Source organism: Pseudomonas oleovorans subsp. oleovorans (genome assembly GCF_002197815.1).
GTDB classification, from domain to species: domain Bacteria; phylum Pseudomonadota; class Gammaproteobacteria; order Pseudomonadales; family Pseudomonadaceae; genus Aquipseudomonas; species Aquipseudomonas oleovorans.
In genome coordinates this window covers 1-24,270 of the sequence record NZ_NIUB01000016.1, presented here as the reverse complement: position 1 = coordinate 24,270, position 24,270 = coordinate 1, and the positions used below count along the sequence as shown (strand labels likewise).

The window sequence follows — 24,270 nt, the reverse complement described above, 5'->3', positions numbered from 1 at the left end:
AATTTTTCGAGGTGTGCCTTTGAACGTGCTTTTTCTGGTTCAGGCCGAGCAGCGAGCGATATTGGACCGGCTGTACGACGGCATTGCCGAGGCGTGCGACAGCTGCGACATCCGCTGGCTGAGCAGTGACGAGCAGGCCAATCTGAAGCGTTACTTCCGCGAACACGTCGATGTGGCGAAATACGACCGCATCCTGTTCTTTCTGCGCTTCAAGAAGGAAATGCGCCAGTGGCGGTTCATTCGGACGCTGCCGAACCTGGTGATCCTCGAGCATGACGCCTACCAGAACTACATTCCCTGCAAGTACACGGGCAAGTTCAGCGCCCACTATCGCCGCATGCCCTGGGTGCGCGTCATCAGTTCCGGCGCTGATGTCAGCCAGCGTCTGCGCGAAGAGGGCTTCGATGCCTGCTTCGTCCCCAAGGGCTATGACCAGGCCTTGCTGACCTGCTCGGATCGCGAGCGAGACATCGAGCTGGCGTTCGTCGGCAGCACCAAGAGCGTCGCCTATAGTGGTCGCAAGGCGCTGCTGGACGAATTGGGGCGCCACGAGAACCTGCTCGTCACCAAGACCAAATCGGGTGAGGAGTACTGCGAGACCCTCAATCGCATCCGATTCTTCGTCAGTGCGGATGTGGGCATGGGCGAGTACATGATCAAGAACTTCGAGGCGATGGCCTGTGGTTGTGTGCTGCTGGCCTACGACCATGGCGAGGTGGAGAACTCGGCGCTGGGCTTCGTCGACATGGAGAATCTGGTTCTGTACCGAACTGTCGACGAGTTGCGTGAGAAGCTGAACCTACTGCGGCAGGACCTGCCGAGAGCGGCTGCCATCGCCGAGGCCGGACGGCAATTGGCCGAGCAACGCTATGGTTTTTCCTCCATCGGCCGTCAGATCGTAGAGCTCATGCGTCCGCCGTTGCGTCAGGCGCCACAAGCCTCCTGGCTACAAACCCAATTGCGCAGAATCGGCGTTTACTGATGCAAGCACCAGTGGACATCCTCAATATCATGTGGGGCGGGGGAAGCGCATTCGTCTCCGTGCACAAGGTGCACCGTGATGTTCTGCGGTTCGCCGAGCCTGGCGTGGCGGTCGGTAGTCTCTTGTTGCAGGGGGGGGAGGCCCAGCCCCTGGCAGAAATCGGCGAGGTTTCGCGTCTCGAGCTCTCTTCGGCGCGTATCAAGGGGCGTGGTCTTGCTGCGCTGAGGCGCTGGTTCGACCGCCGCCGTCTTGCCGGCTGGTTGGCCGCCCACCAGCCACGGCTGGTGCTACTCGACGGCATCGGTGTAGCTGCCTACATGCTTCCGTTGCTGGCTGCATTGAGCAGCACGCGTGTAGTCGTGCTTTTCCATGGGCACAGGCGCCTGAGGCCTGATCAGATCAGGCTTCTGCAGGGTTTCCCTTCTGAACGGCTGGATCTGGTTGCGGTTTCAGCGACATTGGCGAGCGACCTCGAGCGTCAGATCGGGCGCAGCGTGGCAGGCGTACGCATCGCTCTGGAGCCAGCTTCGCTACGGGCGTCGCTCCGAGCGCGAGACGAGGCCTTGCGTACTTTGGGCCTCCCAGAGGTCGTGGAGGGCCGCGTAGTCGGGGCTGTAGGGCGACTGGTCAAGGAAAAGGGCTTCGCTCTGCTGATCGAAGCGGCAGCTGGCTGGCTGAGGGGGCATCCCGAGGATCGCCTGGTGATAGTTGGTCAGGGGCCGCAACGAGAGGAGTTGGCCAGGCTGGCACAGACGCTCGGTGTCGCCGCACAAGTTCATCTGCCTGGGCATGTGGCAGATGCGCCCAGCCTTTATCAGGCATTCGATCTGTTGTGTATCCCTTCTAGCCAGGAAGGCTTGGGGCTGGTGTTGCCTGAGGCCGTGATTGCCGGTGTGCCGGTATTGGCGACGGATTTGCCGGTTTTTCGCGAACAGCTAGATGGTGATTTCGGCTTGCTTGCGCTTGATCAAAAGAGCTGGGAGGCTGCTCTGAATCACTATCTGTCGAGCGATCTGAGTGCATTGGCGCGAATGCAGTGTGCAGGCCTCGACCCAGAACGCGCCTGGGCGCGCTTCTGTGAGTTTTATCGGGCGTTGTTGCGCTAGTCATCCAGAACGGCCGCGGTCAGAGCGGCTATGGGGAATTGTTCGGCGATGCCGAGATTGTCCAGTAAGCGCGAGAAGTGTGCGAGGTTGCGTCTGGCTTTGGCTTTTGACAGCGGCCGGCGCTGAAAACTGAGATCCGCAATGTCGATCAGCCCCAAAGGGCCTTCTGGCGTTCGTACGATATTGCCCAGGTGCAGGGATCGGAAATAGATGCCAAGGCGGTGCAGGTTTCGGATGAAAGCGATCAGGTCCGGTAACAGCTCGGCGAAGGCCTCCGGCTCATTCAAATAGATGTCCTTGAGCGTTTTACCCTGCAACGGGCTGTATAGCACCGCGCTCAGTGACGGGGCGTCCAGCTGGTATAGCTCCAGCGGTGAGAGGGTGGGTATGCCAAGTGAGTTCAGGCGCTTGGCATTGCGCCAGAAACGCTGCGAGTAAGGCACCAGCAGAGCCGAGGAGAGCAGGCGTTTGCGCCTGAACATCTTGAGAAAATTGCCGTCCCTCAGCCTGTACACCTTGGGGCCGAGACTGTCCTCCTCCATTACCTGCGCGCCAGCCGTCAGCTTGGCCAGCATGTCGTTAGTCAGTTTGGTTTTGATAGGCATGAATAGGGCGGACGTTCAGTTGGCTGCGAAGCGGGCGAGTATATGAGAGTGCAGAGCCTGATAATGGTTTCCGGCCAGCATTTTCAGTACAGGGTCTTTGAGCCATAGCTGCAGCTCCGCGGCCGTCAATGGTCGTCCGAGTCGTTCCTGGGCATTGATGACAGCCTTGTCCCACCAGGCGCTGGCGCATGCACGGTCGAACTCGTTGGGGTAGCTGTGGCACCCATAAAGCAGTTCACGTAAGAACTGTCGGCGCTCGCTTGGAACCAGCCGGGTTACAAGCTTTTGCCAGCTACGGTACGGCTGAGGTGGGCGCGGCAAACGGTCATTCAGAAGGAGGGTGTCTTGCATTGCCTCCTGGCTGAGGGGGGTCATGTGATGCTTGCTGAACCATGCCTCCACCTTCGCGCGAAACTGTGCCTTGCGGCTCCAGTAGTGATGAATCACATCGGTGCAGGCATTGAGTTCCATCCGTCCGTGTGCGGCGAGAGCCAGGCAAAGCTCTTCCAGGGTGTAAAGCTCTGGTGCCATCGGTCGCAATTCATCCATCCAGGCGATGGAGCGCTCCAGCAGGCTCTGATCGCTCTGCATTAGCCCTATGACCCCGGAATTGGTCTGGCGCAAGGTCGTGAGAGGAAGCTTGGCCTGTTCCAGCCGAGCCAGCATCTCGGCAGGCAGGGGAGAGGCTTCGCTGAGTGGTCGTCCTATCGCATTGCAGAGAAGTTTTCCCGGAGCGACGCGATTGAACAGTGCGGCGGGCGATTCGCGAAAAAAAGTATCGGTATCAATCAGAACGGCCTTTTCGCAATTCTGCAATGCCTCCTTGAGCACCATGTGCTTGATCCGGAAATGGTAGCGGTGCGGGCCCGCCCAGCTCGGATCGATCGCACAGATCTGCACCGGGAGTTTGTCGAAAAAGCTCGGGTCATCAGTGAATACCCGAATACTGAAAGGCTCGGTGCGTTTGCATTCATGGGCATGCGTCAGTGCACTGACGATGCTGAACACGGCTTCGCGTTGATAGGTCGCTGCGCCGAAAGCCAGGTAGACCAGTTGTGTAGCGTGGGTCATTGAGGAAGAGCCAGTATCTTGATGGCGTGTAGAATACCATCCCTGAATACAAGGCTGTCGTCAGATGGCTCATCTTAACGGAGTGAAGATGGTAGGCGTTCGCAGTACCTGGGCCGTTGGCGTCCTGTTCGCGGGTTATCTGTGGTTTTTGTTTGGCATTGTCTGGTTGCCTAGCAACAAACTTTACCAGCAAGGGTTGGTATTACTGCTCTGGCTGCCGGCACTGGTCGCATTGTTTGCGTTGTACAAACGGTTGCAGCCGATCTGGTCGGCGAACAAAGTGTTTCTGGGGTTATTGTTGGCACTGTTGGCTTGGGCGGCGCTGAGCACGCTGTGGACGGTGGCCGAAGCGCCGCCCAAGGAGCTCAAGCGGGTTGTCTACGTTGCCTTGTTTCTGGCTTTTTTTCTGATCCTGGCGGAGTTGCGCCCAGCATTCGTATGGAAGGGCTTGGGCCTGGCATTCGTTGCGCTGGCGCTGTCCTGTCCGGTCAGTTTCTATCTGTTCTATGTGCAAGGCATGAACCCGCTGGAAGCAAGGCTCGATGGTATAGGGCAGGCAGGTCATCCTATCCTCGGCGCTTATGTGATGGCGTTGGCCGTGATGTGGGGGCTGCAGTTCATACCGCGTCAGCCTTGGCAACGCCTCGTATGGGCCGGGTTGATCTCTTTGCTGATCGCATTTGTCGTGCTCGGGCAGAGCCGCGGTGCCATGTTGGCTCTCGCATTGGCTCTGCTGTCTATGCCGCTGTGGAACGGCGGGCGCATCGCCTGGCTGGTCGCGCTGATTACCTGCGCCTTGGCTGTTGTTGGTGCGGTTCTGTTCATGCCGTTCATTCTGCAGCGGGGGTTCTCCTATCGCCCGGAGATATTCGCCTCCAGCGTGCAGATGATCATGGATAATCCTTGGCTTGGTCTGGGAATTGGCTCGGAGTACCGCGTTTATACCGCCAATTTCCCTGATGGGTTCGATCATTCTCATAACGCTTTCACTCACGCTGCCATCGAACTGGGGATTCCGGGGTTGCTGCTTTGGAGTGGGCTGTGGCTTGCGGCTTTCCGTGTTGCCTGGCTTGAGCGATTTTCATGGGAGGGGCGGCTGTTGCTGAGCAGTCTTCTGGTTTCCTTTGTCGCCCTGCAATTCGATGCGGCTAGTCTCTGGGATAGTCCTCGCGCTGAGTGGTTTGTCACCTGGCTGCCCATCGGGCTGGCAATGGCACTCGCTGTCCGTCGGGGCGGCGCCGGGCCTGGCATTCAGCGGCTCGATTGAATTGGCCGGTCTTATGCCCAGTGCTGCACCATGCCTGGGTATAAAACTTCTGAGCGTGCTGGGATGCGTAACGGAAGCGTGCTGGTACAATCCGCTCCTTGCTAATCCTGCCAGTGCGTGAGGCGAGCCGAATGGCCAATTCCAACCAGCAATCCAGCATGAAGGTGTATCTGCGGTTGCTGCGCTACGTGGTCCCCTACTGGGGGCTTTTCACCATCAGTATCTTCGGCTTCCTGATCTTCGCCTCCACCCAGCCGATGCTGGGTTACATCCTCAAGTACTTCGTCGACGGTCTGTCCAACCCCGATGCCAGCCTGTTCGCAGGCGTGCCCTGGTTGCTCGAGCATGCGCCCTGGCTGGCCCATCTCAAGCTGCTGCAGGCCGTGCCGTTGCTGATCGTGCTGATCGCCCTGTGGCAAGGCGTCGGCTCGTTCCTGGGCAACTACTACCTGGCCAAGGTCTCCATGGGGCTGGTGCAGGACCTGCGTGTGGCGCTGTTCAACAACCTGCTGACCTTGCCCAATCGCTATTTCGACAACCACAACTCCGGTCACCTGATCTCGCGCATCACCTACAACGTGACCATGGTCACCGGTGCCGCCACCGATGCGATCAAGGTGGTGGTGCGCGAAGGTATGACGGTGGTGTTCCTTTTCGCCACCCTGCTGTGGATGAACTGGCGGCTGACCCTGGTGATGGTGGCGATCCTGCCGGTCATCGGCCTGATGGTCACCAGCACCAGCAAGAAATTCCGCAAGCAGAGCAAGAAGATCCAGACCAGCATGGGGGATGTCACGCATGTGACCTCGGAGAGTATTCAGGGGTATCGCGTGGTACGCAGCTTCGGTGGTGAGGACTACGAGAAACAGCGTTTTCTTGAGGCCAGCGAGGAGAACAAGCTCAAACAGTTGAAGATGGTCAAGACCAATGCCGTCTATACGCCGTCACTGCAACTGGTGATTTACAGCGCCATGGCGGTGCTGATGTTTCTGGTATTGCTGTTGCGTGGCGATGCTTCGGCGGGTGATCTGGTGGCCTACATCACGTTGGCCGGTTTGCTGCCCAAGCCGATTCGCCAGTTGTCCGAGGTCAGTTCGACGATTCAGAAAGGCCTGGCGGGTGCCGAGAGTATCTTCGAGCAACTCGACGAGGAGCCGGAAGATGATCGTGGTACCCAGGCTCGAGAACGCATCAGCGGCCGGCTGGACGTCAAGGATCTGAGCTTCAGCTACCCCGGTGCGGAAAAACCTGTGCTGAACAACATCTCTTTCGTCGCCGAGCCAGGGCAGATGGTGGCGCTGGTCGGCCGCTCCGGCAGCGGCAAGTCGACCCTGGCCAACCTGATTCCGCGTTTTTATCACCATGAGCAGGGGCAGATCCTGCTCGATGGTGTCGATGTCGAGGATTACACCCTGAGCAATTTGCGTCGCCACATTGCTCTGGTGACTCAGCACGTCACCCTGTTCAATGACACGGTGCGCAACAATATCGCCTATGGCGATCTGGCCGGCGCGCCGCTGGAAGCGGTGCAGCAGGCGGCCGCCGATGCCTATGCCGCCGAGTTCATCGAGAAGATGCCGCAGGGATATGACACCCTGGTCGGCGAGAACGGCGTGTTGCTCTCCGGTGGCCAGCGTCAGCGCCTGGCCATTGCCCGTGCGCTGCTCAAGGATGCGCCGCTGCTGATTCTCGACGAGGCCACTTCGGCCCTGGATACCGAGTCCGAGCGGCATATCCAGGCGGCGCTGGATCAGGTGATGCAGGGTCGTACCACGCTGGTGATCGCCCACCGCCTGACTACCATCGAGAAGGCCGATCTGATTCTGGTGATGGATCAGGGGCAAATCGTCGAGCGCGGTACGCATACCGAGTTGCTGGCACAGAATGGCTACTACGCCAGATTGCATGCCAAGCAGTTCGAGGATGGCGACGAGTCCGTCGTAGCTGAGCTGAACGCCTGATGCTGAATCGTCTGCAATTCTGGCGTGAGCGCGGCTGGACGCCAATCAATGCGGCTGACTACGCCGAGGTCTGGGCGCGCTTCGGTGGCAGCGTTGCCACTCACCCCGAGGTGGTGGCACGGCTGGCCGATCTGGCCGGTATCCCGGTGCGCTATCTGGGATGGCAGTCAGGTGGTGAGCTAAAAGCTGCTATCCCGACCTGGGGGCGACACCTGGCCCTGTCCAAGGATGTGCTCAAACAGCAGGGCAAGCGTGGCCTGTTCGACCTGGGCAATGCCGAGATCATCCTGCCGCTGGCTGCCGATGCGCATGTGCCGTTGCGTCATCGGGTGCGCTATCTGTCCGAGCTCAATGCCGCTCAACTTACCGGCATCAGCGAGCAGCCCGAAGGGCTGGCATTGGCCCGCGAGCCGGAGCAGTACAGCAAGAAGTTCCGCTACAACCAGCGCCGTGAACAGCGTTTGCTGGAGGAGGCGGGCGGGGTGATCCGGCCGATGCTGGAGCTGACGCCTGAGGAGCAGGCGCGCATCTACGCCGATCTGTTCCAGCGCCGCTGGGGCTTCGCGGCCACCGGCAAGGATCATCTGGCCGAGGTGTTCACCCGGCTGCGCGATTTCATGACCGGCTCGCTGATCTATCTCAACGACGAGCCGGTGGCGATCCAGGTGCTCTATCGCGTCGAGGCGCCGCAATGGGTCAGCCTGGAATACATCAACGGTGGGGTCGACCCACAGCAGCGCGAGTTCAGCCCCGGCAGCGTGCTCAGCTTCGTCAATACGCAGAGTGAATGGGAGCAGGCGCGGGCGCTGGGCAAGCCGCTGCGTTACTCCTTCGGGCGCGCCGACCGCGAATACAAGGATCGCTGGTGCAACCGGGTGCCGGTCTATCAGGTGTGAGGCGATGAACGGACGCAAGCAACAACTGCTCAGGCGCCACCGGCGCAACAAACGTATCGGCTTGTCAGTGGCGCTGCTGGCCCTGCTGGTACTGGGTGTGTGCGTTGCCTGGTGGCTGCCGCCTCTGCTGCTGGTGCTGGGCTGGGTGGCGCACGAGGCCTGGTTTGCCGATCACCTGTTCTATTCGCCGCGCGACGACTATCGCTATGACTTTCCCGATGACTGTCTGAGTCTGCCGGCGCGTATCGAGCAAGGCGTCCTGCATGTCGAGGCGGGGCTGGAGGGCCGTGACACGCAGATCCTCGAGCTGCGTCTGACGGCAACATGGCTCGGGCGCTGGCTTGACCCGCATGTTCTGCTCGGCGATGACCGTCAGGATTTCGAGCGCGGCGTTGCCGGGCGTCGTTACCTCAATTTATCCGGACAGCAGGCGAACGGGCTAAGCATCGTTCCACGGTTTTGCCGAATAGATGGCGAGCTGCGCCTGCACGCCATGCGTAACCCGGACTTCAGTAAACAGCGCATGCTGATCATCGCGCCGCATGCCGACGATGCCGAGTTGGCGGCTTTTGGTCAGTACAGCCGCTCGTCCGACACGGCAATCGTCACCCTGACTCAGGGTGAGATCGAGGCCGAAAACTATCAGCGCCTCGGCCTGGACAAGGCTGCCGCCGCTCGCCTGAAGGGGCGGCTGCGCGCCTGGGACAGCCTGGCCGCGCCGCTCTGGGGAGGGGTCACTCAAGCGCGTTGTGTGCAGCTCGGTTACTACTGCCTGCAACTGCCGGCCATGGCCGAGCAACCGCAAACGCCGTTTGGCTCGCGGGAGTCGGGCGAGAGCGATATTCGCAGCGTGCGCTGTCACAACCCGCTGACGCTGCCGGCGGACGCCGATGGCCAGCCGACCTGGAACAACCTGATCGCCGATCTGGTCGCCGTGATCGAGCATTACCGCCCCGAAGTGCTGCTCACCCCGCACCCTGAGCTGGACCCGCACCACGATCACGTCGCCAGCACCCGCGCCGTGCTCGAGGCCTGCCAGCGCACGAGCTGGCAGCCGACAACACTCTTACTCTATGCCAATCATCTGCATGACAACGACCGCTGGCCGATGGGCCCGGCCGGTAATGGCATTGCCCTGCCGCCGGCGCTGACGGCGCTGCCGGCTGATCGCTTGTGGAGCCCGACGCTGGATGCCGAGCGGCAACTGGACAAGGCCATGGCACTCGGCCTGCAGCATGATCTGCGAGGCCCGCTGCCGCTGAAAAGGCGCCTGCGCCGCTTGATTCAGCAACTGTTGGCCGGACGTCGCTGGCCGGCCACGGGCGAAGACGAGTTCTTCCGCAAGGCCGTGCGTCGCCACGAACTGTTCTGGGTTCGCCCGCTCTGAGCTGCCCGCCGTATTCGCCATGCTATGATTTTTCCCGTTTTTCTCCCCTTCTGGAGCTGCCATGAAACTATCCATGCCCCGCTATGACCAAGCCACCGTTCTGGTGGTGGGCGATGTGATGCTCGATCGCTACTGGCATGGCGGCACCTCGCGGATTTCTCCCGAAGCCCCGGTGCCCGTGGTGCGTGTCGACCAGATCGAGGACCGCCCAGGTGGTGCTGCCAACGTGGCACTGAATATCGCGGCACTTGGTGCGCGGGCGCTGCTGGTTGGCGTCACGGGTGAGGACGAAGCCGCCGACAGCCTCAGCGACAGCCTGCAGGGCGTGGGGGTGGAAACCCATTTCCAGCGTATCGATGACCAGCCCACCATCGTCAAGCTGCGGGTGATGAGCCGCCACCAGCAGTTGCTGCGCATGGACTTCGAGGAACCGTTCAGAACCGACGCCGCCGCTCTGGCACGTGAGGTCGATGCACTGCTCGATGGGGTCAAGGTGCTGGTGCTGTCGGACTATGGTAAGGGGGCGCTGCAGAACCATCAGGTACTGATCCAGGCGGCGCGCAACAAGGGCATTGCGGTGTTGGCCGATCCCAAGGGCAAGGACTTTTCCATCTACCATGGTGCCAGCCTGATCACGCCTAACTTGCACGAGTTCGAGCTGATCGTCGGCGGTTGTGCCGATGAGGCCGAGTTGGTCAGCAAAGGCGCCAAACTGATGCGCGAATTGGAGCTGGGCGCTTTGCTGGTAACCCGTGGCGAGCACGGCATGACCCTGCTGCGCCCCGAACATGCGCCGCTGCACCTGCCGGCCCGGGCCCGCGAAGTGTTCGACGTCACCGGTGCCGGAGATACGGTGATCTCTACCTTGGCTGCGTCGATCGCCGCTGGCGAAGAGTTGCCGAACGCCGTGGCTCTGGCCAATCTGGCGGCCGGCATCGTGGTTGGCAAACTGGGCACGGCGGCCATCAGCGCACCGGAACTGCGCCGCGCCGTGCAGCGCGAGGAAGGTTCCGAGCGTGGTGTGCTGAGCCTGGATCAACTGCTCATCGCCATCGAGGATGCGCGGGCTCACGGCGAGAAGATCGTATTCACCAATGGCTGCTTCGATATTCTCCATGCCGGCCACGTGACCTATCTGGAACAGGCCCGCGCGCAGGGCGACCGCCTGATCGTGGCGGTCAATGACGATGCCTCGGTCAGTCGCCTGAAAGGTCCGGGGCGTCCGATCAATGCCGTCGACCGGCGCATGGCAGTGCTCGCCGGCCTGGGGGCGGTGGATTGGGTGGTGAGCTTCGGTGAAGACACGCCCGAGCGCCTGCTCAAGCAGGTGCAGCCGGATGTGCTGGTCAAGGGCGGCGACTACGGTATTGATCAGGTGGTAGGTGCCGATATCGTCCAGGCCTATGGCGGCGAAGTGCGCGTACTCGGGCTGGTGGAGAACAGCTCCACCACCGCCATCGTCGAGAAGATCCGCAGCAAGTAACGCATTGCGTATGGCATCGCCCGTTGGCTCTGGTGTGCGCAATGTCTGTCAGTTGGCAGCAGAGAATCGTTCGGGCGCACACTGCAAACGCCTGCATGCCCATGCAGATGGGCATCCACAGCCCACACCCCCATCCAGGCTCCCGCTTTTGCGGGAGTGGCGTTGAATGGATGGAGGATATCCCTAGAAACGGAAGACTTCGGTGTCGATCTTGATCGGTTCTGCCACCGGAATCTTCGGCCCGGCTGTGTCAGGTTCCTGCGGTTTGGCTTTGGCCACCGGCGCCTTCTTGCGCGGCGCTTCGGGTGCCGGATCGGCGGCGGCGATGGGTTGAATGGCCACTGCCAACTCAGCGGCCAGGCGTTGCAGCAGCAGACTCTGAGCCTTGACCTGTTCAGCCAGGGCGCCGCCGTGTGCTTCTTCCAGGCGGATCAGGCGGCTGTCGCGCAGTTGTCCACGGCGGTCTAGCAGGCGCCATTGCGCCTCAAGCACGGCGGGTTGAGTCGGGCCGGAATCCAGGCGGGTGATGGTCAGCATGACCTGTGCATCGGCACTGAAGCCTGGTGCCGCCGGCGCCAGGGCCAGGCGCTGGCTGTCCAGGCGCCAGGCCAACTGGCGCAGCAACTGCTGGTCGATGTCGTTGGCCAGGCCGCTGGCCCAGCGAGCGTCCTGCGCGGCCACCAGGCTGCCATCGGCCTGACGTTGCAGCAGATTTTGCTGGCGCAGGTAATCGGCCACGCTGATCGGGCCGACCAGTACGGTCACACCGTTGTCCTGGGTCGGCGTCACGGCCTGGCCGCTGTCGAGTTGGTAAAGGGGAACCGGCTTCTGCTGCAGCAGACTGCAACCACTCAATACGAGCAGCGTGGTCAGAAGCAGAGCCACAGGGCGTACTACAGTCATCATTAATTCCAGGCAGCCGCTTCTGGGGCAGCTGCATATCGATCCCATATCATGCTGTGGGGTCATTTGTGCATGACCCGGGGCGCGTATCATCCGTCAAACCGCGCGATGACTCCAGCCTTGCCTGCTGGCTGGTAGCGCGGATATCCCGGACGAACGGGGGCGTGTTGCCGACGCTATTCCACCAGCAGCTGGTCGACACGCTGGAAGCCGCGCGGCAGCTTGTTACCGCGGCGGCCGCGCTCGCCCTTGTAATGCTCGAGGTCGTCGGCTTTGAGTGTCAGGGTACGCTTCCCGGCCTGCAAAACCAAACTGGCGCCGCTGGGCAGTACGGCCAGATCGGTCAGATATTCCTCACGCGAGGCCACTCGCTCGCCTGGAATGCCGATGATCTTGTTGCCCTTGCCTTTACCCAGTTGCGGCAGATCGGCGACCTTGAACAGCAGCAGGCGACCTTCGGTAGTCACCGCGGCCAACCAGTCGTCTTCCAGACTGGTGACCGGCTTGGGTGCGACCACCCTGGCGCCGGTTGGCAGGCTAAGCAGGGCCTTGCCCGCCTTGTTCTTGGCCTGCAGATCCTCGCCTTTGACCACGAAGCCGTAGCCGGCGTCCGAGGCGATCACATACAGCGCGCCGTCTTCCGGCAGCAACACGCATTCGAAGGTGGCACCCGGCGGTGGGGTCAGGCGACCGGTGAGCGGCTCGCCCTGGCCACGTGCCGAAGGCAGTGAGTGGGCCGCGAGCGAATAGCTCCTGCCGGTCGAGTCGATAAACACCGCGTACTGGTTCGAGCGCCCGGGCGCGGCGGCCTTGAAGCCGTCGCCGGCCTTGTAGGACAGGCCGGTGGCATCGATATCGTGGCCCTTGGCGCAGCGCACCCAGCCTTTTTCCGAGAGCACCACGGTGACCGGCTCGGTCGGCATCAGCTCGGTTTCCGAAAGGGCCTTAGCCTCGGCGCGGGCGACGATCGGCGAGCGGCGGTCATCGCCGTACTTCTCGGCGTCCTCGATGATTTCCTTGCGTACCAGCTTCTTCAGCTTGGCTTCGCTGCCGAGCAGGGCCAGGAGTTTCTCGCGCTCCTTGGCCAGTTCGTCCTGCTCGCCACGGATCTTCATCTCTTCCAAGCGAGCCAATTGGCGCAGGCGAGTGTCGAGGATGTAGTCGGCCTGCACCTCGGTGAGGCCGAAGCGCTCCATCAGCACCGGCTTGGGATGATCCTCGCTGCGGATGATACGGATGACTTCGTCGAGGTTGAGGAAGGCGATCAGCAAACCTTCCAACAGGTGCAGGCGGCGTTCGACTTTGTCCAGGCGGAACTGCAGGCGGCGGCGCACGGTGCCGACGCGGTACACCAGCCATTCGCTGAGCAGGGTGCGCAGATCTTTGACCTGCGGCTTGCCGTCGAGGCCGATGACGTTGGTGTTGACCCGGTAGCTGGATTCCAGGTCGGTCGTGGCGAACAGGTGGGTCATCAGCTCGTCGGCATCGACACGGCTGGAGCGCGGGATGATGACTATGCGGCACGGGTTCTCATGGTCCGACTCGTCACGCAGGTCGGCGACCATCGGCAGCTTCTTGGCCTGCATCTGCGCGGCGATCTGCTCCAGTACCTTGGCCCCGGAGACCTGGTGCGGCAGGGCGGTGACGACGATGTCGCCGTCCTCGATGCGATAGATGGCGCGCATACGTACCGAGCCGCGGCCGGTTTCGTAAATCTTCAGCAGGTCGGCCTTGGGTGTGATGACCTCGGCTTCGGTGGGGAAGTCCGGGCCCTGAATATGCTCGCACAGCTGCTCGACCGTGGCGCTGGGCTCATCGAGCAGGCGCACGCAGGCCGCCGCCACCTCCCGCAGGTTGTGCGGCGGCACGTCGGTGGCCATGCCGACTGCAATACCCGTCGTACCGTTGAGCAGCAGGTTAGGCAGCCGCGCCGGCAGCGTCGCCGGCTCGTTCAGGGTGCCGTCGAAGTTCGGCACCCAGTCGACCGTACCCTGGCCGAGTTCGGCGAGCAGCACTTCCGAATAGCGCGACAGGCGCGCTTCGGTGTAGCGCATGGCGGCGAAGGACTTGGGATCGTCCGGTGCACCCCAGTTGCCCTGGCCGTCGACCAGGGTGTAGCGGTAGCTGAACGGTTGCGCCATCAGCACCATGGCTTCATAGCAGGCGCTGTCGCCGTGCGGGTGGAACTTGCCGAGCACGTCACCGACGGTACGCGCGGATTTCTTGTGCTTGGAGTCGGCGTCCAGGCCCAATTCGCTCATGGCGTAGATGATGCGCCGTTGTACGGGTTTCAGGCCGTCGCCGATGTGCGGCAGGGCGCGGTCCATGATCACGTACATGGAGTAGTTGAGATAAGCCTGCTCGGTGAAATCGGCGAGTGACCGGCGTTCAACGCCTTCCAGGCTCAAATCGAGGGATTCGCTCATGCGGGCCTCATTGCAAGGTTGATTGGCGCAGCACCAGGGTGCCGCCCTTCTGACTGAATTCGAGTTGTTTCAGGGCGCTCATGCCCAGCAGCACTTCGTCGCCGTCCATGCCTGGGGCGATCAGTGCGGCGACGTCACGCAGTTCGATATCGCCCAGGCGCAGGCTGTCCAGGCGTGTGCGATGCCCGGTGGCACGGCCGTTGGCCGTGCTGATGATGATCGGCGCACCACGTTGCAGGCCAAGACGCTCGGCCACCGCGCTGGGTATTGCCACCTGGGTGGCGCCAGTGTCGAGCAGAAAGGTCACGTCATGCCCATCGATCTGGCCATTGACCAGGTAGTGACCCTGACGACTGCTGGCCAGGCTCACCTCGACGAAACCATCGCCATGCACCGACTGCGGCGTCTGGTTGGGGTTGCGCTGGCGATCTTCCCAGTTACCGAAGAAGTGCGTGGCCAGCAGCAGGCCGGCGCCCCAGGCGAGCACCAACATCACTCGTCCGGCACGACGGCCCGGCGTCTGTTCGCTCACGGGCGCCGGCTCCAGCCGCCCTTGGGCGCGGCAAAACGCCAGACGATGGGGCGCTCTTCGCCATCGGCGCGGGTCTGGCTGCCGTTGTCGACGCCGATCCAGGCGCCATCCTTGTCGATCCACAGCGCTTCGGCCATGCCGTAGTCCGGTGCGTAGCGGCGTGGTTCGCTCAGGGCTTCGCTGGCGAACGACCAGCAGATCTCCGCGACACCATCGCTCAGGGTGCGCCGGCAGATACGGTGGGCCTGACGCTCCAGGGTAAAGAGCTTTTCACCGAAATAGGCCAGGCCGGAGAAGTCGCGTGGCGCCATATGGCCGCCGAGCGCTTCGGGCGACGCCTCGTCACCGCTTTCGCTGGTCAGCACGCAGCCGCCGGTACAACGCCAACTGCTGCCGCGACGATGCAGTACAGTGAGGCCGCGGCGGCGCTGTTCGGCAGCCAGCCACAGGCGGTCACCGGCCGGATCGATGGCGATGCCTTCGAAGCCCTGGTTGAAATGCAGCAGCATGCCGCTGGCGCGCGCCTGGCGTACCAGGCCGCTGGGCAGGTTGAGCCACTGCGCATTGCCGTTGCTGCTCACCTGCAGTACGGCGGCGCGGGTTTCGCTGACCAGATAGCGGTTACCCTGCGCGTCGCAGGACATTCCCTCGAAATCCAGTGCGCCACCGCGTACCAGGCCGGCCGCCCAGTTGCGCATGCGCAGGCCCCAGGGCAGGGCGCTCTCGGGGGGGTCGGGGGCGACGAAGGTTTCTGCTTCGGCGCGCAGCAGGCCTTCTTCGCGGTGCAGTTGATAGAGGCGGTCATCGTCACGGTCGGATACTGCCCACAAGGTCTCGCCGCACATCGCCAGGCCCGACAGGTTGCCATTGGGCATCTCCGTCACCGGATACTCGGCCTGCAGTTGCAGCTCTTCCAGCACTACTGGCTCGGCATTGGCCACGCCAGCCAACAGACCGAGTGCAAGGAGGTGGTTGCGCATCAGGCCAGTACCTCGGCCAGGTTGCCCTTGGTTTCCAGCCAGCTCTTGCGATCACCAGCGCGCTTCTTCGCCAGCAGCATGTCCATCACTTCGCGGGTGCCTTCGAAGTCATCCAGGGTCAGCTGCACCAGGCGCCGGGTGTTCGGGTCCATGGTGGTTTCGCGCAGTTGCGGCGGGTTCATCTCGCCGAGGCCCTTGAAGCGGGTGACCTGCGGTTTGCCGCGGCGTTTCTCGGCCACCAGGCGGTCGAGGATGCCGTCGCGCTCGGCGTCGTCCAGAGCGTAGAAGATCTCCTTGCCCAGGTCGATGCGATACAGCGGCGGCATGGCCACGTAGACGTGACCGGCATCCACCAGCGGGCGGAAGTGACGGACGAACAGGGCACAGAGCAGGGTGGCGATGTGCAGGCCGTCGGAGTCGGCGTCGGCAAGGATGCAGATCTTGCCGTAGCGCAGCCCGGAGAGGTCGCTGGAGCCGGGATCGATACCGACGGCCACGGCGATATCGTGTACTTCCTGCGAGGCCAGGACTTCGCTGCCGTCCACTTCCCAGGTGTTCAGGATCTTGCCGCGCAGCGGCATGATGGCCTGGAACTCCTTGTCGCGTGCCTGCTTGGCGCTGCCGCCGGCCGAGTCACCCTCGACCAGGAACAGCTCGCAACGCAGCGGGTTCTGCCCCGCGCAGTCGGCCAGCTTGCCGGGCAGCGCCGGGCCCTGGGTGATCTTCTTGCGTTCGACCTTCTTGCCCGCCTTGAGGCGACGACCGGCGTTGCTGATGGCCAGCTCGGCCAGTTGCAGGCCGGTTTCCGGGTGGGCGTTGAGCCACAGGCTGAAGGCGTCCTTGACCACGCCGGAGACGAAGGCGGCGGCCTCGCGGGAGGACAGGCGTTCCTTGGTCTGGCCAGAGAACTGCGCGTCCTGCATCTTCATCGAGAGGACGAAGGCGATGCGCTCCCAGACGTCTTCCGGTGCCAGCTTGACGCCGCGCGGCAGCAGGTTGCGGAACTCGCAGAACTCGCGCATGGCATCGAGCAGCCCCTGGCGCAGACCATTGACGTGGGTGCCGCCCTGCGCAGTGGGAATTAGGTTGACGTAGCTTTCCTGTACCGCGTCGCCGCCCTCGGGCAGCCACAGCAGCGCCCAGTCCACGGCTTCCTTGTTGCCTGCCAAGCTGCCGCAAAACGGCTCGGCCGGCAGGCGCTCGAACTCGCTGACGGCATCGACCAGGTAGGAGCGCAGGCCGTCCTCGTAATGCCACTCGACCTTCTCGCCCGAGGCTTTGTCTTCGAAGCTGACGTTCAGGCCCGGGCAGAGTACGGCCTTGGCCTTGAGCACATGCTTGAGGCGGCTGACGGAGAACTTGAAGGAGTCGAAATACTTGGCATCCGGCCAGAAATGCACGCTGGTGCCGGTGTTGCGTTTGCCGACAGTACCGATGACTTGCAACTCGCTGGCCTTGAAGCCATCGGCGAAGCTCATCTGGTACTCGTTTCCGTCACGCTTGACGGTGACCACCACGCGGGTCGACAGGGCGTTGACCACGCTGATGCCGACGCCATGCAGGCCGCCGGAGAACTGGTAGTTCTTGTTGCTGAACTTGCCGCCGGCGTGCAGCTTGGTGAGGATCAGCTCGACGCCCGGCACACCTTCTTCCGGGTGGATGTCCACCGGCATGCCGCGACCATCGTCGAGCACCTCCAGCGAGTTGTCCTCGTGGAGGATCACCTGGATCGACTTGGCGTGCCCGGCCAGGGCTTCGTCGACGCTGTTGTCGATCACTTCCTGGGCCAAGTGGTTGGGGCGCGTGGTGTCGGTGTACATGCCCGGGCGCTTGCGCACCGGGTCGAGGCCGGAAAGGACTTCGATGGCGTCTGCGTTATAGGCGTTCTGCTGGGCCATAGGGTCTCTTGGTCATCAATTGAATGCGGAAAAGTCGGTATCACGCCAGAGTGTGGCGTTAATACCGGCAAAAGCGAAGAGGGTCGGCAGGCGTTCGGCAAAACCCTGGAAACCGTGGTCGCCACCGGCCTGGATGCGCAGGGCGCAGGCACGGTAGTAACGCTCGGCGTCGCGGTAGTCGAGGGTTTCGTCGCCGGTTTGCAGCCATACCTGGTAGCGGCTGGCGTCCAATGGCGGCGCCACCTCCAGTTCGGCCAGGGCGTGGACGTGATCCGCGGTCAGGTCCCAGGTCTCGTCGCTGTAGTAGTTCTTTTGCGGGCCCAGGTAGCCATCGAAGCGCAGGTGCGGCTTTACGGCTGGATTGATCAGCAGCGCCTTGAGCCCGTGCTGCTCGGCCAGGTAAGTGGCGTAATAGCCGCCCAGGGAGCTGCCCACCAGCAGCGGCGCGCCGAGTTCGCTGATCAGCGCCTGCAACTGGGCGATGGCCTGACGCGGATGATGATGCAGGGCCGGTACGCGCAACTGGTTTTCCAGACCCAGGTGGGCCATGGCGCGGCTCAACTGGCTGGCCTTGTGCGAGGCCGGCGAACTGTTGAGGCCGTGAATATAGAGAATGGATGCAGTCATGGTGCGGGAGGCTACTACAAAAAGCAGCGCTAAGCTGTAAGCGGCAAGCTGCAGGAAACAGCAGAGCGTGTCTGTCAGGATACGCGTTTGGCGTGGGCCTGCCGCTGTTTCAATATCCTTTGACGCTGTAATCGATTTCGAACGTGATGCCGGTTACGCGCGAGACGCCGGTATCCAGCGTGCCATCGGCATACAGGCGCAGCCAGCGGTAGCCAGGGGCTTCGCTGCTGACCTGGAACTCTTCACTGCCCGGCGCGAACTGCACGCAGGTCGAAGGTGAGGCGAGCAGGCGCAGATTGCCGCGCTGCTGGTCGAACTCCTGATGGATATGCCCCCAGAGCACGGTGCGCGCCTGCGGGTAGCGGTCGAGCACGGCGAACAGGGCGTCGGGGTTGCGCAGGCCGATGGGTTCCATCCACTTGCAGCCGATGGCGACCGGATGGTGGTGCAGGCAGATCAGGTGATGGCGCTGCGGTGCTTCGCTGAGGGCGCGTTCGAGCAGTTCGAGTTGGCCGTCGGCAAGAAAGCCGGGCACCGCGCCGGGGATCGAGGAGTCGAGCATGACGATGCGCCAGGCGCCAAGGTCGATTACTGGCTCCAGCAGCTCGCTGCCCTGGCAGGCAGCCTGCATGGGGGGGATTTCGTCATGGTTGCCGGCCAGCCAGCGGGTTGGTGCGTCGATGGCTGAGGTGAGTTGGCGAAAGCGCTGATACGACGCTTCGCTGCCATCCTGCGAAAGATCACCTGTAGCCAGAATCAGGTCGATCTGCGGCTGCTCCTGCAGGACCCGTTCGATCACCCGCTGCAGGCTGTCGCACGTATCCATGCCCAGCAGCTTGCCGTCCGCTTCGGCGAACAGATGGCTGTCGGACAACTGCACCAGCAGTACCGAGGAATCAGTGGATTGGGTGGGCAGGCTCGGCAAGACCGTCTCCTAGGGCGCAATCGGGTGAATTATGGTGGTTGCCGCAGTAAAGGGAAAACCCGGGAAGCAGACGCAGGTCACAGAAAAACGCCAGAAGCGCTTTTTGCCATCGTTCGCGACAGTCGTCAGGCAGGGCGGGCCATCCAAACAATACAACGCCGCGCTATCGGCCAGGCACCGAAAAGCTTGATCGCCGGCTTACATCACCGGCTGCGGTTCGTGCCCGCAGGCCAGGCAATGGCTCAGCCATTCGCCGAGGAACAGGTTGAGCTGACTCTTCTCGTCCGGCTGGTGCATGGCCGCGTTGGGATAGGGGTAGCGAATATGCAGGCGGCGCGCGTTCTCTGCGCTGACGACCTCGGCCATGCGCGCATCGTGATAGACCCGCACTTCCAGCTGCGGCACCGGCAGCCAGGGCAGGCTGTGTTCCTGGCGCACGCACAGGGTGGTGGTGTAGGGGCAACTTTCCAACACGTCCAGCGCCAGCACGCCGAGCAGATGCTCACCCTGGCTCAGCGCCACGCGGCGGCTTTCCGTGTGCTCACGCATGTTCGGCAGCAGGCGCATCAGGCGCGCGTAGTTGGCCTCGCAAGCCGCTTGCAGCTCGACCAGGTCGACCCGATAGCGCTCGCGTAGCAGATTCACGACCACATCCCCCGCACTTCGTCGCGGTTCAGCGCCAACCATTGCAGGGCGATGATGCTGGCGGCGTTGTTGATGCGTCCGTCGCGCACGGCAGCCAGGGCATCGGCCAGCGGCATCACGTGCACGCGAATGTCCTCGCCTTCCTCGGGCAGGCCATGCACGCCACCGGCACCGCTGCTGTCGCAGCGACCCAGAAACAGATGGACGAACTCATCGGAGCCGCCAGGGGAGGGGAAATACTGGGTAATTGGCCACAGCGGGCCAAGAATCAGATCGGCTTCTTCGACCGCTTCGCGGCGGGCGACTTCTTCGGGCTCCTCGTTCTTGTCGATCAGCCCGGCGACCAGCTCCAGCAGCCAGGGATTGGCGGCCTTGTCCATGGCACCGACGCGAAACTGCTCGATCAGCACCACTTCATCGCGCTGCGGGTCGTAAGGCAGCACGCAGACGGCATCGTGACGCACGAACAGCTCGCGGGTCAGCTGCGGGCCCATGTTGCCGGCGAACTGGCGATGGCGCAGCTTGATCCGGTCGAGGCGGTAGAAGCCGCGAAAGCAGTTCTCGCGCTCGATGATGTCGATGTCGTCTTTGCCCATGGCAGCTCCCCAGATAGTCGTAACGGGCCAAACTGCGGCCCGTTACGCATCACACTAGCGAGCATCCGCCCCGCCGATCAAGCCTGGCTGACGGAAAGTACGCCGTTACACCTTCTGGTACAGCTGGCTACCCTGCGCCTTGAACTCCGCAGCCTTGGCCTGCATGCCCTGTTCGGCGTCCAGGTCGACGGCGTCGATGCGCTGATCCTTGGCGTATTCACGCACTTCCTGGGTGATCTTCATCGAGCAGAACTTCGGCCCGCACATGGAGCAGAAGTGCGCGACCTTGGCCGAATCCTTCGGCAGCGTCTCATCGTGGTAAGCGCGTGCAGTGTCCGGGTCCAGCCCCAGGTTGAACTGATCTTCCCAGCGGAACTCGAAGCGCGCCTTGGACAGTGCGTTGTCGCGGATCTGTGCGCCCGGGTGACCTTTTGCCAGGTCGGCGGCATGCGCGGCGATCTTGTAGGTGATGATGCCGGTCTTCACGTCATCCTTGTTCGGCAGGCCCAGGTGCTCCTTGGGTGTGACGTAGCAGAGCATGGCGCAGCCGAACCAGCCGATCATCGCCGCGCCGATGCCGCTGGTGATGTGGTCATAACCCGGGGCGATGTCGGTGGTCAGCGGACCGAGGGTGTAGAACGGCGCTTCGTCGCAGCATTCGAGCTGTTTGTCCATGTTCTCCTTGATCAGTTGCATCGGCACGTGGCCGGGGCCTTCGATCATGCACTGCACGTCGTGCTTCCAGGCGATCTTGGTCAGCTCGCCGAGGGTTTCCAGTTCGCCGAACTGCGCTTCGTCGTTGGCGTCGGCAATCGAGCCCGGACGCAGGCCGTCGCCCAGCGAGAAGCTGACGTCGTAGGCCTTCATGATTTCGCAGATGTCGTCGAAATGGGTGTAGAGGAAGTTTTCCTTGTGGTGCGCCAGGCACCACTTGGCCATGATCGAGCCGCCGCGCGAAACGATGCCGGTGACGCGTTTGGCGGTCAGCGGCACGTAGCGCAGCAGAACACCGGCGTGGATGGTGAAGTAGTCCACACCCTGTTCGGCCTGCTCGATCAGGGTGTCACGGAACAGCTCCCAGGTCAGGTCCTCGGCGATGCCGCCGACCTTTTCCAGGGCCTGGTAGATCGGCACGGTGCCGATCGGCACGGGGCTGTTACGGATGATCCACTCGCGGGTCTCGTGGATGTGCTTGCCGGTGGACAGGTCCATCACCGTATCCGAGCCCCAACGGATGCCCCAGGTCAGCTTGGCCACTTCTTCCTCGATGCTCGATCCCAGCGCCGAGTTGCCGATATTGCCGTTGATCTTCACCAGGAAGTTACGGCCGATGATCATCGGCTCCAATTCGACGTGGTTGATGTTGGCCGGGATGATGGCGCGGCCACGGGCGACTTCGCTGCGCACGAACTCGGGAGTGATTTCTTTCGGAATGCTGGCGCCGAAGCTGTGGCCGGCGTGCTGCTCATTGAGCAGGCCGGCTTCACGCGCTTCGGCCAGCTTCATGTTTTCGCGGATGGCGACGTATTCCATCTCCGGAGTGATGATGCCTTTCTTGGCGTAGTGCATCTGGCTGACGTTGTGCCCGGCCTTGGCCCGGCGCGGGTTGCGCACGTGGGCGAAGCGCATCGCCGACAGCTCGGCATCGTTGAGGCGGCGCTGGCCGAACTCCGAGGACAGGCCCGGCAGCTTTTCGGTATCGCCGCGATCCTCGATCCAGGCGCTGCGCACGTCGGCCAGGCCCTTGCGCACGTCGATGGTGACGTTCGGGTCGGTGTAGGGGCCGGAGGTGTCGTAGACGGTGACTGGCGCATTGATCTCACCGCCAAAGTCGGTCGGCGTCACGTCCAGGCTGATCTCGCGCATCGGCACGCGGATGTCCGGGCGCGAGCCTTGTACGTAGACTTTCTGCGAACGGGGGAAGGGCTGTACCGACTGCTGGTCGACCTGGGCGCTTTCGCTCAGGTTCTTTTGTTGTTGTGTGCTCATCAAGGCTCTCTCCGGGATAGATGTCGGAGTTGGAACCTGAGCGGACGAAGGGCGCGAGATACACCGTGGGCGGTGCCGAGAGGACTCGCCGGTACACTGGCGAGGACATCTTGTTCCCTACGCAGGCCTTAACCTGATCAGGTTCAACGGGATCCGGCAGCTGCCAATCTCAGCCCCGCATTTGGGGCACCCCGACAAGAACTTGGGCAGTCTAAACAAGCTGATAGGAGAAAACCAACTCGGTGGTCAATAAATATCGACCCATGCGTCGGAAAGCGACTGCTCACGCTGCTGATGGCGGATTGTTGCCGACGAGCAACATAGCTTGCCGCCTGCTAGACTGATGCCGTCCATGGCGCGCTTGACCCCTGCCTGCAGCGGGCCGTAGCCTTGCCGATTACCGCCTACTCAAGGATCGACATCCATCATGTTGCGCAGACTTTCCCTGGCAATCGCCGTGGCCGCCGCTTCGGTGGGCCTGGCTCAGGCCGCAGAGGCCCCGCTGTCGAGCAAGACCGATCTGGTCACCGTGTATCAGGAAGCGGCGAAGAACAACGCAGATATTGCTGCCGCGCGCGCCGATTATCAGGCTCGCCGTGAAGTGGTGCCGCAAGCACGTGCCGGCCTGCTGCCCAACCTGTCCGCGGGCGCCAACTACGGCGATACGCGCACCGAAATCGATTCGCCCAGCGCCACCAGTTCGCGCAGTGGTCTGGTCTATCAGGCCAACCTCAGCCAGCCGCTGTTCCGCGCTGATCGCTGGTTCCAGCTGCAGGCGGCCGAGGCCACCAGCGAGCAGGCTGCGCTGGAATTGTCTGCCACCGAGCAGAACCTGATCCTGCAGAGCGCCGAAACCTACTTCGCCGTGCTGCGCGCCCAGGACAACTTGGCCTCGACCCGGGCCGAAGAGGCGGCCTTCAAGCGTCAGCTGGATCAGGCCAACGAGCGCTTCCATGTCGGCCTGTCCGACAAGACCGACGTGCTCGAAACGCAGGCCGGTTTCGATACCGCCCGTGCCAATCGCCTGCTCGCCGAGCGCGCGGTAGATGATGCCTTCGAAGCGCTGGTGACCCTGACCAACCGCGATTACGTGGCGGTCGAAGGGATCGTGCACAGCCTGCCAGTGCTGGCGCCAACGCCGAACGATGCCAAGTCCTGGGTCGATACGGCGGCGGCGCAGAACCTCAACCTGCAGGCCAGTTTGTATGCGGTGACGGCTGCCGAAGAGAACCTGCGGCAGCGCAAGGCCGGCCATGCGCCGACCCTGGATGCCGTGGCCAGTTACCAGCAGGGCGACAACGACAGCCTGGGCTTTACCAACAGTGCGGCGACTGGGCGTCCCTTCAGTGGCGACGTTTCACAGCGTTCCATCGGTCTGCAACTGAACATTCCGATCTACAGCGGTGGCCTGACCAGCTCGCAGGTACGCGAGGCCTACCAGCGCCTGGGGCAGACTGAGCAGCTGCGCGAGAGCCTGCGTCGTCAGGTGGTGCAGAATACCCGCAACCTGTTCCGTGCGGTGAACACCGATGTGGAGACCGTGCAGGCGCGGCGCCAGTCGATCATCTCCAACCAGAGTGCGCTGGAAGCCACCGAGATTGGCTATCAGGTCGGTACCCGCAATATCGTCGACGTGCTCGACGCCCAGCGTCAGCTGTACAGCGCCGTGCGCAACTACAACGATGCGCGCTACGACTACATCCTCAACAACCTGCGCCTCAAACAGGCCGCCGGCACCCTCAGCCCGGCCGATCTGGAAGCGCTGGGCAGTTTCCTCAAACCGGACTACAACCCGGACAAGGATTTCCTGCCGCCGGACCTGGCGTCTGCCGCCGAAGCACGCCTGCAGAACGCTCAGGATTTCTGAGGCAAGCGCTGGACCTTTCAAGTGCGGTTGCGTATCAGACAGAGCGTAGGGGGCGGGTGGCGAACCGCTTCAGCCAACCAACAGTGGCCGCTCTGGATGTGGTGGGCTGAAGCCCACCCTACCC

20 protein-coding genes and 1 riboswitch are annotated in these 24,270 nt (G+C 62.7%); of the genes, 8 read left to right on the top strand and 12 right to left on the bottom strand.

What is annotated here, in order from left to right; translation table 11 throughout:
* Positions 1 to 19: 19 nt before the first annotated feature.
* Both PSOLE_RS11440 and PSOLE_RS11435 read left to right on the top strand, forming a co-directional pair.
* Positions 20 to 982 carry a glycosyltransferase family protein gene (locus tag PSOLE_RS11440; RefSeq protein ID WP_074855108.1) on the top strand — a complete coding sequence of 321 codons (963 nt, stop codon included), beginning with the start codon at positions 20 to 22 and terminating at the stop codon, positions 980 to 982.
* Between the two features lie 11 nt (positions 983 to 993).
* Positions 994 to 2,088 (top strand): glycosyltransferase, encoded by a 1,095-nt coding sequence (locus tag PSOLE_RS11435; RefSeq protein WP_074855151.1) that lies wholly within the window; start codon positions 994 to 996, stop codon positions 2,086 to 2,088.
* Here the strand turns inward: PSOLE_RS11435 and PSOLE_RS11430 are convergent.
* Both PSOLE_RS11430 and PSOLE_RS11425 read right to left on the bottom strand, forming a co-directional pair.
* Positions 2,085 to 2,693: a BUD32 family EKC/KEOPS complex subunit gene (locus tag PSOLE_RS11430; protein ID WP_074855107.1), complete on the bottom strand. Its 609-nt coding sequence runs from the start codon at positions 2,691 to 2,693 to the stop codon at positions 2,085 to 2,087. The genes PSOLE_RS11435 and PSOLE_RS11430 overlap by 4 nt on opposite strands.
* 15 nt (positions 2,694 to 2,708) lie before the next feature.
* Complete coding sequence (locus PSOLE_RS11425) at positions 2,709 to 3,764, bottom strand: hypothetical protein (protein ID WP_074855106.1); 1,056 nt, start codon at positions 3,762 to 3,764, stop codon at positions 2,709 to 2,711.
* Positions 3,765 to 3,828: 64 nt separating this feature from the next.
* Between PSOLE_RS11425 and PSOLE_RS11420 the strand changes: the two genes are divergently transcribed.
* From PSOLE_RS11420 to hldE, 5 genes are all read left to right on the top strand, one after another.
* On the top strand, positions 3,829 to 5,031 hold the full coding sequence (locus tag PSOLE_RS11420; protein WP_084343983.1) for an O-antigen ligase family protein: 1,203 nt from the start codon (positions 3,829 to 3,831) through the stop codon (positions 5,029 to 5,031).
* Between the two features lie 131 nt (positions 5,032 to 5,162).
* On the top strand, positions 5,163 to 6,992 hold the full coding sequence (msbA, locus tag PSOLE_RS11415) for a lipid A export permease/ATP-binding protein MsbA (RefSeq protein WP_074855104.1): 1,830 nt from the start codon (positions 5,163 to 5,165) through the stop codon (positions 6,990 to 6,992).
* Entirely contained in the window at positions 6,992 to 7,888 is an 897-nt protein-coding gene (locus PSOLE_RS11410) for a GNAT family N-acetyltransferase (protein ID WP_074855103.1), read from the top strand. The genes msbA and PSOLE_RS11410 overlap by 1 nt, the downstream gene beginning before the upstream one ends.
* Positions 7,889 to 7,892: 4 nt before the next feature.
* Positions 7,893 to 9,275, top strand: a complete 1,383-nt coding sequence (locus PSOLE_RS11405) for a PIG-L deacetylase family protein (protein ID WP_074855102.1) — start codon at positions 7,893 to 7,895, stop codon at positions 9,273 to 9,275.
* 61 nt (positions 9,276 to 9,336) lie between these two features.
* The gene (gene hldE, locus PSOLE_RS11400; RefSeq protein ID WP_074855101.1) at positions 9,337 to 10,758 is read left to right on the top strand and encodes a bifunctional D-glycero-beta-D-manno-heptose-7-phosphate kinase/D-glycero-beta-D-manno-heptose 1-phosphate adenylyltransferase HldE; all 1,422 of its coding nucleotides are present in this window, start codon (positions 9,337 to 9,339) and stop codon (positions 10,756 to 10,758) included.
* 183 nt (positions 10,759 to 10,941) lie between these two features.
* On the opposite strand, the gene PSOLE_RS11395 is transcribed toward hldE, so the two are convergent.
* The 10 genes from PSOLE_RS11395 to thiC form a co-directional block, all read right to left on the bottom strand.
* Positions 10,942 to 11,664, bottom strand: a complete 723-nt coding sequence (locus PSOLE_RS11395; protein ID WP_074855100.1) for a PqiC family protein — start codon at positions 11,662 to 11,664, stop codon at positions 10,942 to 10,944.
* A gap of 173 nt (positions 11,665 to 11,837) precedes the next feature.
* Positions 11,838 to 14,087: a DNA topoisomerase IV subunit A gene (gene parC / locus PSOLE_RS11390; RefSeq protein ID WP_074855099.1), complete on the bottom strand. Its 2,250-nt coding sequence runs from the start codon at positions 14,085 to 14,087 to the stop codon at positions 11,838 to 11,840.
* Positions 14,088 to 14,094: 7 nt separating this feature from the next.
* A complete protein-coding gene (locus tag PSOLE_RS11385) occupies positions 14,095 to 14,580 on the bottom strand; it encodes a TIGR02281 family clan AA aspartic protease (RefSeq protein ID WP_178112468.1) in 486 nt (161 codons plus the stop codon).
* Positions 14,581 to 14,615: 35 nt separating this feature from the next.
* Positions 14,616 to 15,599, bottom strand: a complete 984-nt coding sequence (locus PSOLE_RS11380; RefSeq protein WP_074855097.1) for an esterase-like activity of phytase family protein — start codon at positions 15,597 to 15,599, stop codon at positions 14,616 to 14,618.
* Complete coding sequence (gene parE, locus PSOLE_RS11375) at positions 15,599 to 17,497, bottom strand: DNA topoisomerase IV subunit B (RefSeq protein WP_074855096.1); 1,899 nt, start codon at positions 17,495 to 17,497, stop codon at positions 15,599 to 15,601. Before parE ends, PSOLE_RS11380 begins: the two co-directional genes overlap by 1 nt.
* A gap of 15 nt (positions 17,498 to 17,512) precedes the next feature.
* Positions 17,513 to 18,124: a YqiA/YcfP family alpha/beta fold hydrolase gene (locus PSOLE_RS11370; RefSeq protein ID WP_074855095.1), complete on the bottom strand. Its 612-nt coding sequence runs from the start codon at positions 18,122 to 18,124 to the stop codon at positions 17,513 to 17,515.
* A 109-nt stretch (positions 18,125 to 18,233) separates the two neighbouring features.
* The gene (cpdA, locus tag PSOLE_RS11365; protein ID WP_074855094.1) at positions 18,234 to 19,049 is read right to left on the bottom strand and encodes a 3',5'-cyclic-AMP phosphodiesterase; all 816 of its coding nucleotides are present in this window, start codon (positions 19,047 to 19,049) and stop codon (positions 18,234 to 18,236) included.
* A 198-nt stretch (positions 19,050 to 19,247) separates the two neighbouring features.
* A complete protein-coding gene (locus PSOLE_RS11360) occupies positions 19,248 to 19,700 on the bottom strand; it encodes a DUF1249 domain-containing protein (protein ID WP_021487849.1) in 453 nt (150 codons plus the stop codon).
* On the bottom strand, positions 19,691 to 20,290 hold the full coding sequence (locus PSOLE_RS11355) for an NUDIX domain-containing protein (RefSeq protein WP_074855093.1): 600 nt from the start codon (positions 20,288 to 20,290) through the stop codon (positions 19,691 to 19,693). The genes PSOLE_RS11360 and PSOLE_RS11355 overlap by 10 nt, the downstream gene beginning before the upstream one ends.
* Before the next feature lie 105 nt (positions 20,291 to 20,395).
* Positions 20,396 to 22,279 (bottom strand): phosphomethylpyrimidine synthase ThiC, encoded by a 1,884-nt coding sequence (gene thiC / locus PSOLE_RS11350; RefSeq protein WP_074855092.1) that lies wholly within the window; start codon positions 22,277 to 22,279, stop codon positions 20,396 to 20,398.
* A gap of 97 nt (positions 22,280 to 22,376) precedes the next feature.
* Positions 22,377 to 22,483: riboswitch (TPP riboswitch) on the bottom strand.
* A 223-nt stretch (positions 22,484 to 22,706) separates the two neighbouring features.
* On the opposite strand from thiC, the gene PSOLE_RS11345 reads away from it, so the two are divergent.
* Positions 22,707 to 24,146: a TolC family outer membrane protein gene (locus PSOLE_RS11345; protein ID WP_074855091.1), complete on the top strand. Its 1,440-nt coding sequence runs from the start codon at positions 22,707 to 22,709 to the stop codon at positions 24,144 to 24,146.
* Positions 24,147 to 24,270: the final 124 nt, after the last annotated feature.

Excerpts from the sequence above, each read along its gene's own strand:
- PSOLE_RS11430 (WP_074855107.1), bottom strand. The coding sequence starts at position 2,693 with ATGCCTATCAAAACCAAACTGACTAACGACATGCTGGCCAAGCTGACG.
- PSOLE_RS11425 (WP_074855106.1), bottom strand. The coding sequence starts at position 3,764 with ATGACCCACGCTACACAACTGGTCTACCTGGCTTTCGGCGCAGCGACC.
- PSOLE_RS11420 (WP_084343983.1), top strand. The coding sequence starts at position 3,829 with ATGGCTCATCTTAACGGAGTGAAGATGGTAGGCGTTCGCAGTACCTGG.
- msbA (WP_074855104.1), top strand. The coding sequence starts at position 5,163 with ATGGCCAATTCCAACCAGCAATCCAGCATGAAGGTGTATCTGCGGTTG.
- PSOLE_RS11410 (WP_074855103.1), top strand. The coding sequence starts at position 6,992 with ATGCTGAATCGTCTGCAATTCTGGCGTGAGCGCGGCTGGACGCCAATC.
- PSOLE_RS11405 (WP_074855102.1), top strand. The coding sequence starts at position 7,893 with ATGAACGGACGCAAGCAACAACTGCTCAGGCGCCACCGGCGCAACAAA.
- hldE (WP_074855101.1), top strand. The coding sequence starts at position 9,337 with ATGAAACTATCCATGCCCCGCTATGACCAAGCCACCGTTCTGGTGGTG.
- PSOLE_RS11395 (WP_074855100.1), bottom strand. The coding sequence starts at position 11,664 with ATGATGACTGTAGTACGCCCTGTGGCTCTGCTTCTGACCACGCTGCTC.
- parC (WP_074855099.1), bottom strand. The coding sequence starts at position 14,087 with ATGAGCGAATCCCTCGATTTGAGCCTGGAAGGCGTTGAACGCCGGTCA.
- PSOLE_RS11385 (WP_178112468.1), bottom strand. The coding sequence starts at position 14,580 with ATGTTGGTGCTCGCCTGGGGCGCCGGCCTGCTGCTGGCCACGCACTTC.
- PSOLE_RS11380 (WP_074855097.1), bottom strand. The coding sequence starts at position 15,599 with ATGCGCAACCACCTCCTTGCACTCGGTCTGTTGGCTGGCGTGGCCAAT.
- parE (WP_074855096.1), bottom strand. The coding sequence starts at position 17,497 with ATGGCCCAGCAGAACGCCTATAACGCAGACGCCATCGAAGTCCTTTCC.
- PSOLE_RS11370 (WP_074855095.1), bottom strand. The coding sequence starts at position 18,124 with ATGACTGCATCCATTCTCTATATTCACGGCCTCAACAGTTCGCCGGCC.
- PSOLE_RS11355 (WP_074855093.1), bottom strand. The coding sequence starts at position 20,290 with ATGGGCAAAGACGACATCGACATCATCGAGCGCGAGAACTGCTTTCGC.
- thiC (WP_074855092.1), bottom strand. The coding sequence starts at position 22,279 with ATGAGCACACAACAACAAAAGAACCTGAGCGAAAGCGCCCAGGTCGAC.
- PSOLE_RS11345 (WP_074855091.1), top strand. The coding sequence starts at position 22,707 with ATGTTGCGCAGACTTTCCCTGGCAATCGCCGTGGCCGCCGCTTCGGTG.